This is a genomic window from Frankia canadensis (genome assembly GCF_900197875.1).
In the GTDB taxonomy this organism is placed as follows: Bacteria; Actinomycetota; Actinomycetes; order Frankiales; family Frankiaceae; genus Frankia; species Frankia canadensis.
Genome location: NZ_FZMO01000252.1, coordinates 1 through 5,348 on the forward strand (window position 1 = coordinate 1; position 5,348 = coordinate 5,348).

5 protein-coding genes and 2 pseudogenes are annotated in these 5,348 nt (G+C 73.1%); 3 read left to right on the forward strand and 4 right to left on the reverse strand.

What is annotated here, in order from left to right:
- Nucleotides 1-478: pseudogene (locus C1A33_RS19470) on the reverse strand (hypothetical protein); the annotation flags it as partial.
- Nucleotides 479-803: 325 nt separating this feature from the next.
- Nucleotides 804-1,613, reverse strand: coding sequence for an aminotransferase class IV (locus C1A33_RS19475; RefSeq protein WP_243407732.1), 810 nt, complete (start codon nucleotides 1,611-1,613; stop codon nucleotides 804-806).
- Between the two features lie 188 nt (nucleotides 1,614-1,801).
- Between C1A33_RS19475 and C1A33_RS19480 the strand changes: the two genes are divergently transcribed.
- Entirely contained in the window at nucleotides 1,802-2,269 is a 468-nt protein-coding gene (locus tag C1A33_RS19480; protein ID WP_101832882.1) for an SCP2 sterol-binding domain-containing protein, read from the forward strand.
- 70 nt (nucleotides 2,270-2,339) lie between these two features.
- Nucleotides 2,340-2,597: a hypothetical protein gene (locus C1A33_RS19485; RefSeq protein ID WP_243407733.1), complete on the forward strand. Its 258-nt coding sequence runs from the start codon at nucleotides 2,340-2,342 to the stop codon at nucleotides 2,595-2,597.
- Between the two features lie 114 nt (nucleotides 2,598-2,711).
- On the opposite strand, the gene C1A33_RS19490 is transcribed toward C1A33_RS19485, so the two are convergent.
- Both C1A33_RS19490 and C1A33_RS19495 read right to left on the reverse strand, forming a co-directional pair.
- Nucleotides 2,712-3,614, reverse strand: coding sequence for a TerB family tellurite resistance protein (locus C1A33_RS19490; protein WP_101832886.1), 903 nt, complete (start codon nucleotides 3,612-3,614; stop codon nucleotides 2,712-2,714).
- Nucleotides 3,615-3,668: 54 nt separating this feature from the next.
- The gene (locus C1A33_RS19495; protein ID WP_101832883.1) at nucleotides 3,669-4,703 is read right to left on the reverse strand and encodes a GlxA family transcriptional regulator; all 1,035 of its coding nucleotides are present in this window, start codon (nucleotides 4,701-4,703) and stop codon (nucleotides 3,669-3,671) included.
- 283 nt (nucleotides 4,704-4,986) lie between these two features.
- On the opposite strand from C1A33_RS19495, the pseudogene C1A33_RS19500 reads away from it, so the two are divergent.
- Nucleotides 4,987-5,348: pseudogene (locus tag C1A33_RS19500) on the forward strand (protease); the annotation flags it as partial.

Below are 5,348 nucleotides of genomic sequence, written 5' to 3' on the forward strand. Positions count from 1 at the left end.
GCGGGGGCGGCTCGACCGGCGTCGGATCGATGGGCGGCGGGTCGGCGAGCAGCTGGGCGCGGGCGATCCGGATCGCGGGGATCACTTCCGCGCCGAGCACGCAGATGACCGCTGTCGCCGGGTCGAGCAGGTCGCCGCGCTGCCGGTGGATGGCCTGGGTCGCCCAGGCCGCCAGCAGGCCGTAGTCCCGCGCGGCCGCGGCGGCCGGCCCGGGTCGGGCGACGGGACGCACGAGGCCGGCGTCGTCCGGGGCCCAGTTCAGGTCGAGGGCGAGCGCGGCGAGGTAGAGCGACTCGTGCACGGCGACCTGGTCAGGGTCGGCGCGGTCGTGCTCACTCTGGCGGAGCTCGCGCAGCGCTCCCTTGGAGCGGCCGGCGGCGACCGCGGCGGCCGCGCGGACGAGATGCCGCTCTGCCGGCGGCGGGAACGGGTACCGCACGGGTACCCAGGCGGGTTCGACGCGGTGCTGCTCAGGCATCAGGAGAGCGATCAGAAGCCGGGCTGACGAAAGCGGCATCGGAGGGGTGTTCCTTCACGGGGGCGGCGCGGGAACCGGGGCTGTCCGGACTGTTCGGACCAAGGGGGAAACTCGGGGCTTCCGACGGTACCGAGCATTCCGCCCGGAGGAAACGGTTTCCGACCGTTCAATGGCGGACCAGTTGTTGCATCCGCGAGATCTCGAATAAATGGTCGCCCGTCGTGCGATAATGCCGGGTCGGCATAATTGGCTAACCAATTAGACTTCTAAGTAGAGGGCGTCGAGACCCCCGGGGGGCGTGAGCCGGCGAGGCGCGCGGCGGCCGTCAGACAGCGTCGAGCGGGATGGCCCGGTAGCGGCGGATCAGCTCCTCGACCAGCGGCGTCGACCCGGGGAAACGATGGTCGTCGATGGCGGCGACGGGGGCGATGCCCCGCGAGTTCGTCACGATCGCCGCGTCGAAGCGGTCGAGGTCGGCCAGCCGCAACGGCTCGCGCACGCCGTTCGTCAGCGGCTCCACCAATGCCATCGTCACCCCGTGCAGGGCCGGTGCCGCCGGCCACACGACCGTGTCCGCGGACAGGAAGCCCACATTGGTCGTGGCGCCCTCGGTCATGGTCCCGTCGGGACAGGTCAGCAGGGCCTCGTCGAAACCGCGGGCGCGGGCGACGCGGTTGTACTGCAGCTGACCGAAGGTTCCCAGGTGCTTGATATGCGCGAACGGCCGGGTGTAGGGGACGGACAGCAGTCGCTGGGGTACCGCGGACGCCTCGGCCGGGGCGGTGACCGCGACGATGATCCGGCTGGGTCCGTCACCGGCCGTCCGTGTGGCGACGACCCGCACCGTGGCGTCGCCGCCCGAGGTGCCGGCCGACGCGTCGCCGGCACCGGCACCGGCACCGGCCAGAGCGTGACGGATCCGGGCGCGCAACAGGTCGCTGGTCAGCGGCGAACCGTACAGCTCACGGTTCGCGGCGTCGAGGCGGGCGAGGTGCAGGCCGAGCCCGCGCACGCCGCCGCCGCGCACCTGCATGACCGTGAAGTGGCCGTGCGTGGCCAGCGCGAGCGGATGCGGCCCGTCGGGCGGCATGGCCCGGCCGTCGACCTCGACATGGGTCGGCGTGGCCTGGCTCACCCTGCCGACGATAGCGCGGGGGCATCTCCGGGGGTGCCTGGTCGCCCGAACGGGCCACCAGGCGACGGAGACCACATCTGTGTTCGCTAGCGTGCTGGTACGCCCAGGGTGCCCACCCGAAGCCGATCCGATGCTTGTCCGTGAATGGCTCGTCAAACGAATTGCCCGCCGAACGAATGGAGTGGAAAATGTCCGACCTCGCGGTTGACCCCACCGCCGATCCGGCCAGGCTTGTCAGTGGTCTGTCCACCATGTCGGAACGCGAGATCTCGGATCTTCTCGGCGGTCCGGCCGGGGAGCGCGTTCTCGACGAGATCTTTCGCCAGATGCGCGACACCTTCCGGCCCGAGCAGGCCGGCGACGAGACCGCCTCGGTCCGGTTCGCCCTCACCGGCGGTCCCGGCGGCTCGACCCGCACCTACGAGCTGCGCATCCTGGACGGCACCTGCACCCTGGTGACCGAGCCCGCCCCCGGCGACGCGGCCCCCGCCGGTCGGGCGCTGACCATCACGACCGACCGGGTGCGCTTCGTCCGGGTGCTGACCGGGCAGGTCAGCGGCGCCAAGCTTTTCCTCACCCGCAAGATCAAGGTTGATGGCGACATGAAGTTCGGCGGCAAGGTGATGACCTGGTTCGGGATCAGGCAGGAGGACTGACGCGCCGTCCGACCCCACCCTTCCATGCGCTCAGTGTACTGATCATACTACCGTCGGTAGACGTCGGGGGATGGTCGGGTCGCTGGGCGGACGGGACGGGAGGGCGGTGCCGATGGTGCGGCTGGTGCTCGATGGCCAGGCCTACGACCTACCGGCCGGCACGGACGCGTCCACGCTGCGCCGCCGCGCGGCCGACGTGATGAGCGGCCACGCCGGCAACGTCGGCCTCGACCGGATCGCCCTCGCCGACGGCAGCATCCTGGAGGTGAACTGGCGGGCGGTCACCATCGTCCAGGTCCTCGACACCGACCGGGACGCCTCCCCCTGATCCGATGCCCGGCTCCCTGCCCCGATGCCCGGCAGCGCGCCTCCCGGGACGTCCCGCCGGGACCAGGACCCGGACAGGGCCGCGGACCAGGGTGGGCGTCCGACCAGGCGGGCGTCAGAGGGAGAACTCGGCCGGATCCAGGCCCAGGGTGAGAGCGGCCTCCCGCACGACGGCCCGCTCGCTGGCCACGAACTCGCCGTCGACGAGACCGATGACCTCGCCGAAGCGCACGACGGCGGCCGCCTGCGCCACCCGGCCCCGCACCTTCGCGATCTCCGCCAGCGCCACCCGCCGGCCCGCCGGCAGGTCGGTGGACAGCCGGTCCAGATGCTCCTCGAACAGGCGGACCGTGTCCTGTTCGGGGAACTGGGACAGGACCGGGTCGGTCGCGGCGAAGGCGCGCAGGCCCTCGCGCTCCGTCGGGTCGATGTGGCCGTCGGCGACGGTGACCAGCGCGCACATCGCCACCGCCGCGTCGCGGAACGCCAGCGTCCGCAGCTCCTCCCGGCGGGCGAACAGCTGCGAGCGCAACGACGCCAGCGACGGCAGCCGCCGGGTGCCGCCGAGCGGATCCAGCCCGCGCCACAGCGGCCAGCCCTCGGCCAGCCAGCGGCGCACCGCCTCGGCCATCGACAGCGGGCGCAGCCGGGTGGCGAGCAGGACGTCCACGTCCACCGGGACCAGGCTGTGGTCGCCCCAGCGCGACGGCGTCGGGATGTCGGCCGGCCAGACGCCGGCGAACAGCACGCTGAGCACGTGATTGTCCGCGGACTCGGGGGAGCGGCCGGTCAGGCTGCCGTCATGCTCCACCGCGCCGACGAACTGCCGGGACACCACCCGGGGCCCGGCCAGCCGGCCGACCTGCCGCTCCAGCGCGTCGTCCGTCGTCTCACCGCCCTCGACGGGGCCGCCGGGCAGCACGTGCCAGACGTCGTCGGGCGGCCGGGCGAGCAGCACCCGGTTGTCGATGCGCAGCAGCAGCCGGACATCGAGTCGAACAGCGGCCTGCGATGGCATCCCGAACTTCCCTCCGAAGACGCACGGCACAAGGTGGGTCACCCGCCGAAGGCATCATCCCCCAGAAGAGTGGACGACTCGCCGTGGCGGTCCGTCCGGGTGACCCGGCACGGCGACGTGTCCCGGCTCGGGTGGCCCGTCGGTGCCGGCGCCCGTCCCGAAGGCCCGCCGGTAGGCGCGGGGGCTGGTACCGACGAGCTCGCGGAACCGTTCCCGGAACGCGGCCGGTGAGCCGAACCCGACCTGCGCGGCGATCATCTCGACGGGATGCCCGGTCGTCTCCAGCAGCTGCTGCGCATGCCGCAGCCGGCTGCGCCGCAGCCAGGCGACGGGCGTAACCCCGATCTGCTCGCGGAACCGGCGGTTGAGGGTGCGCGGACTGACCCTCGCGTGCGCCGCGATGTCGGCGAGCGTGAGCTCACGGTGGGAGTTCGCGGCCAGCCAGCGCAACAGCGGCTCCAGAGCCAGGCCGTCGGGCGGCGGCGGATCGCGGTCAATGAACTGCGCCTGCCCGCCGTCACGCTCGAGCGGCGCGACGCACAGCCGCGCGGTGCGCGCCGCCACCGCGACGCCCTGGTCTCGGCGCACCATGTGCAGGCACAGGTCGAGCCCCGCGGACGCGCCGGCCGACGTCAGCACCTGCCCGTTGTCCACGTACAGCACGTTCGGGTCGACCGTGACGGCGGGGTGGCGCCGCGCGAGCTCCGCCGCGGCCGCCCAGTGGGTTGTCGCCCGCCGGCCGTCGAGCAGGCCGGTGGCGGCGAGCAGGAACGCCCCGGAGCAGATCGACGCGATCCGCGCACCCGCCGCCGCGGCCTCGCGGACGGCATCGAGGGCCGCGACGGGCGGGTCACCCGCCTCATCCTCGCGTCCCGGGATGATGACGGTGTCCGCCGCCGCGAGCGTGTCGAACCGCCACGGAGCGCGCAGCGTGAACGCGCCGGTGGTCACCTCCGCCGCAGGCGTGCAGATCCGCACCTCGTAGGCCGGACCGCCCCCGGGCAGATGGGTGCGGCCGAAGACGTCGAGCGGCGTCATCAGGTCGGAGGGGACGACGTCGTCCAGTGCCAGGACGGCAACCACGTGCATGGCGGCCAACGTAATCCCGTGCCCGGCCGCGCTCCGTCCCAGTTTCGACGTTCGGGCGACGGCCTGGGGCTGGGCGTCGGCCTTGGGGCTGGGCGCCGGCGATGGGGGCGCGCTCGAAGGTGCGGGCCGATGGCGGGAAGCCGGCGCTTTCTGGCCGGGGCCCGGGCATCGGGGCGGGCGCCGTTTCGTAGCGTCTCCAGACGTACCGTCCGTGTCCCTTCCGCCCGCGGTGAGGTGTCCGTGTGAACCGTTCCTCGTCCCTCCGGCCGCGCGAGGCGCGCTGATGACCAAGTTCCTGCTCAGCGTGCACGTCCTCGCGGCCATCGTGGCCATCGGTCCCGTCACCGTGGCGGCGAGCATGTTCCCGCCCGCCGCCCGGGCCGCGCTCACCCGGCCGGGTGACGCGCATGCCGCCGGCGTCGTCCGCACGCTGTACCGGATCTGCGGCGTCTACTCGGCGCTCGGGCTGCTCGTCGTGCTGTTCGGCTTCTTCACCGCGCAGAGCCTCGACGTGCTCGGCCAGGGCTGGCTCATCGCGGCGATCGCCCTGACGGCGCTGGCAGCCCTCGTCCTCGCCTTCGCCGTCCTGCCCATCGAACGCGACCTGATGGACGTCATCACCGCCGCCACCCCGAACCCCGACCC